This window comes from Cognatiyoonia sediminum (genome assembly GCF_900129845.1).
Taxonomy (GTDB): domain Bacteria; phylum Pseudomonadota; class Alphaproteobacteria; order Rhodobacterales; family Rhodobacteraceae; genus Cognatiyoonia; species Cognatiyoonia sediminum.
In genome coordinates this window covers 1-3,550 of sequence record NZ_FQXB01000010.1, presented here as the reverse complement: position 1 = coordinate 3,550, position 3,550 = coordinate 1, and the positions used below count along the sequence as shown (strand labels likewise).

Here is a 3,550-nt window from a genome sequence, read left to right as displayed (position 1 = left end):
GTTATCTGCACCTGTCTGATTGCATCAATGCGCGGCATCCCTTGGCCGCACAGTACCTCAACCTGCCGTAACTTAGTGACAATCTCTTCCGGTTTATGACGCTTGATTCCCATATCTGATCCTCCGTTTCCTAACTATAGGGGCGGACCACTTCAAAGGGGGAGGATCACAAAGAAATGTTGGCTTACATCCGCAGTGGTGATGAGGTGGTGGTATTTAGCATAGATCGTCTGGCACGTAATCTCAGAGACCTTGAGGACATCATTAAAGAGATCAACGCCAAGGGTGCTAGTGTCACCTTCCTCTCTGAGAGCTTAACTTTCTCTGGTTCTGATGATGCTATGTCCACCTTGATGCTACAGATGATGGGGTCGTTTGCTCAATTTGAACGCTCGATGATCCTCAAGCGTCAGGCTGAAGGCATTGCTCTAGCAAAGGCCAAGGGCGCTTACAAAGGCCGTAAGGCTTCCATTGACCGTGAGGTAGTTAGCAACATGATTAAAGCCGGTTCGTCTCTTACATCGATAGCCAAGTCTCTAGGTATCTCTCGGCAGAGCGTCCACCGTATCAAAGCAGAGTTAGCGTTGTGATATAGGAGCTAGGGTCCCCCCAGATTCTCAACAGACGGATTGGGATGCGGTGTTTTCCCTGTCAGGGCCCAAGATAAGAGAGAAGTTTTTTCTTACGAAAAAAGTCCCGATCTGAGCTTTGCAGCTTTTAGTTGATAGAGATTTATTCCGCCGGAAAAATGCCAGGTCTCTCCGATAAATTTTGCAATTTATGAGGTGGTTTTTTTAAGACGCCGCAAAGTGCCCAGCGCGCCCAAACCAGCAATCAGCAGCAAGCCACCAGCAGGAAGCGGTACAGGAGTCGCACTTACGGTGACACTAGCGCGAAATCCTCCAGGGCCAGGATTTCTCTGTGGGTCGTCGACGTATCCATTCGTGACCACAAACACAAGATCGTTCTGTCCTTCCACAAACGGAGGTGCACCCGCAGCTGATACTACATGTAATTCGCCAAATGAGTCGTAACCAAACTCGAGTTCATCAATTGAATTGCCGTTCAAAAACGCAGTACCGTAGTTATCCGTCGCCCAGAGGCCATCCAAAACAGCCGTAGTCGCGTCAAACCCCGTTAAATCAAATTGCCATAAAAAAATATTTTCGTTTGCAACATTATCGATTCCGTCGGTCCATACCCATTGAGAGTCAGCGTCATTGTCGACCCAAACGTTAGGGATTGTCGCAACATCCGTCATTGTCCCAGTACTAACTAAAGAAAAGCCACCGATAGAGTTGGAACCTGTAGCCGCTGAATCAACTGTTGCAGCGAAAACGCTACCAGCTAAGCTGATCGATGCAGCGACTGCTATTGTTAGACCTTTAAACATTACATAACCTCGTAAACCAGGGCCGCCGCTAACATAACGCCATCTAAAAAGCCCTGCTTAAGCTTAACAGGCACGACATAATTTTGCCACATTTATTTAAAGGGACCCTCCCAAAAGCTATCAAAAGAACTAAACTGCCCGGTGAAGAACCTAAATCAGAAGTGAATACTGACTTCAGACAGTATTGAGTAGCTAAGAAAGTCTAAATTGTACTTCATGGGAAGTCTTCGGGCTGCAATGCAGATCATTATTTCTCATACTGGCATCAACTTCGATATGCGCCGACCTAAGCCAAATGCAGTTAAAAGTTGTTTTGTTTGTGTACCCCAATATTTTGAGCAGGCTTCATTTAAATGATAAGATTTCTGAAAAGTACTTTTTTCATTCTGACATTGATAATTTCGCTGACAGCTTTCTCAATTTCAACAACGATTTGGGCACTTAGCTTAGCAAGTCAGGTAACGGTATTGTCTGCGAATGCTACTGCTCAGGCTGTAAAAAACCGAAGACAAATTGCGAAAATTGCGGCCAAAGCAAGGCTGAGGCGTATTGTTGCGATCGTTCCTTTCGCAGGCATTGCAGCGGTTGGCTATTTTGAAGACCAAGATAGACGCGAATGGCTGGAAGCAAACCCAGACAAAACTAATGCCGACTATGCCTGTGAATTAGCGGAACTCACAGGTGAGGTAATGGACGAGGTATTGTCTGAACTACCTATGGAAATCAGTTTGCCTAATTGGGCTGTGCCCGAATGCCCAAATAATCCCGAAACATAGTTGCATCCTAAGAAAATGGCGCCGATGGAACCATCGTAAACAACGATAGACAAACTGCATTGGATTTCACCGAAAGAAATGAAGCAATGCTGACTAGAATGGGGACCTAATCTAGCTTCGCAGCTTCTTCAATCGCCCTATCAACTGGCATCCGCGATACGTCTGCTAACCTGCCTGCCATAAGGCACCCTTCTGTTTCGGCATCCACCATACCAGAAAGCTTCGCCATGGGTAGCAGCCCATCAAGATTTTCCCGGTATTCGCTGCGCTTACGGACGTTTAGAATACCGGGATAGAAAGCATCCGCTGCCGCGTCTATCACTTCTGAAACTGCGTCATCATCGAAGCGTGTGGCAAGACAATGCTCCGCCTGCGCCATACTGGTTACCCAATTCTCGAATACGCCTTCGAAGATCATTCGGTATTCGGCCCGGAAATCTGTTTCGACCCTTTCGCCTTCTTGCAGCCGCATTGCGGCATATGAACAGGAACGAAATTCGCTCAAGACTGTAGCTGTGCCGTCCAAGGACACCAGCCCTTCAATCTCGATCCCATCATCCGCCATCGCTTCCAATACTCGCGCCACATTGTGCTGTTCGTCTACGCTGAATATCCCGGCGGTCTTTTCGTCCACGTCTTGGCGCCGGACTTCGAAGAGCGACGTATCATTGAAATCAAACGAACACTCACCGATACGGACACCCTCGAACGCGTCTTCGAAAGCACCTTCATCACGCAGCCCCCTACTGTCGAAAAACCGCCGATAGACGGAAGCACGATCCGAGATAATGAATGTGAGCGACCAGACGTCTTTGTAATCGGATAGCTGCAAAGTGACGCTCTTGCCTGCATCGGTGTTCAAAGTCGCAAAGCAAGGATACCCGCTTCGATCCTCATAGAATTCGCCCCCTGCCACGATTTCACCCACTGCCGCCTCGGCGCTCACTATAAGAATTGCAGAAAGGCCAATTTGTCTAATCATTCGTTACCTCCGTCTACTTCTCTTGCCAGCCTAGAACGCAGTGAGGCATCAAGCGAGACTAATCAGAACTATCAGCCTTCCACTTCGGTTTCAGCCTAGTAGCCGACATTCATGCACTTTGCAGCACCGGTCGATTTTCGCTCACTGCCGACTTTCGCCGCCGTACAGTATTCTGAAGACCCGCAAGAAAAATTCAGGTCAATTCAGTATTCTGATTATCCTATAAAAAACTTATCAAGATTAATGTGCTTGCAATAAATATTATTGGGTCTCTCCAAAACTACTACGACACTATAACTTGCGGTGCAAAACTGTAAGTGACGGCGAACGTCGTTTAGTAGCTACCCAAGTCGGCATTGCAATCCACACTCATTGAGCAAACGGACGAATTAAGCACGG

The 3,550-nt window shown here is 47.5% G+C and carries 4 protein-coding genes and 2 pseudogenes; 3 read left to right on the top strand and 3 right to left on the bottom strand.

Translation table 11 applies throughout. From position 1 onward, the window contains the following. Positions 1-113: pseudogene (locus BUA85_RS16410) on the bottom strand (IS3 family transposase); the annotation flags it as partial. A 60-nt stretch (positions 114-173) separates the two neighbouring features. Between BUA85_RS16410 and BUA85_RS17075 the strand changes: the two are divergent. Further along, positions 174-437 (top strand): annotated as a pseudogene (locus tag BUA85_RS17075) (recombinase family protein); the annotation flags it as partial. Further along, positions 423-590 carry a helix-turn-helix domain-containing protein gene (locus BUA85_RS17070; protein ID WP_341350636.1) on the top strand — a complete coding sequence of 56 codons (168 nt, stop codon included), beginning with the start codon at positions 423-425 and terminating at the stop codon, positions 588-590. The pseudogene BUA85_RS17075 and the gene BUA85_RS17070, both read left to right, overlap by 15 nt. A 188-nt stretch (positions 591-778) precedes the next feature. On the opposite strand, the gene BUA85_RS16400 is transcribed toward BUA85_RS17070, so the two are convergent. After that, positions 779-1,393, bottom strand: coding sequence for a VPLPA-CTERM sorting domain-containing protein (locus BUA85_RS16400; protein ID WP_083526317.1), 615 nt, complete (start codon positions 1,391-1,393; stop codon positions 779-781). 353 nt (positions 1,394-1,746) lie between these two features. Here BUA85_RS16400 and BUA85_RS16395 point away from each other — a divergent pair, with 353 nt between their 5' ends. Continuing rightward, positions 1,747-2,169: a hypothetical protein gene (locus BUA85_RS16395; RefSeq protein ID WP_072903039.1), complete on the top strand. Its 423-nt coding sequence runs from the start codon at positions 1,747-1,749 to the stop codon at positions 2,167-2,169. A gap of 106 nt (positions 2,170-2,275) precedes the next feature. Here BUA85_RS16395 and BUA85_RS16390 read toward each other — a convergent pair whose 3' ends face one another. Continuing rightward, positions 2,276-3,151, bottom strand: coding sequence for a hypothetical protein (locus BUA85_RS16390; RefSeq protein WP_131802827.1), 876 nt, complete (start codon positions 3,149-3,151; stop codon positions 2,276-2,278). Positions 3,152-3,550 lie beyond the last annotated feature (399 nt).

Coding starts and splice junctions, on each gene's coding strand:
- BUA85_RS16400 (WP_083526317.1), bottom strand. CDS start 1,393: ATGTTTAAAGGTCTAACAATAGCAGTCGCTGCATCGATCAGCTTAGCT.
- BUA85_RS16395 (WP_072903039.1), top strand. CDS start 1,747: ATGATAAGATTTCTGAAAAGTACTTTTTTCATTCTGACATTGATAATT.
- BUA85_RS16390 (WP_131802827.1), bottom strand. CDS start 3,151: ATGATTAGACAAATTGGCCTTTCTGCAATTCTTATAGTGAGCGCCGAG.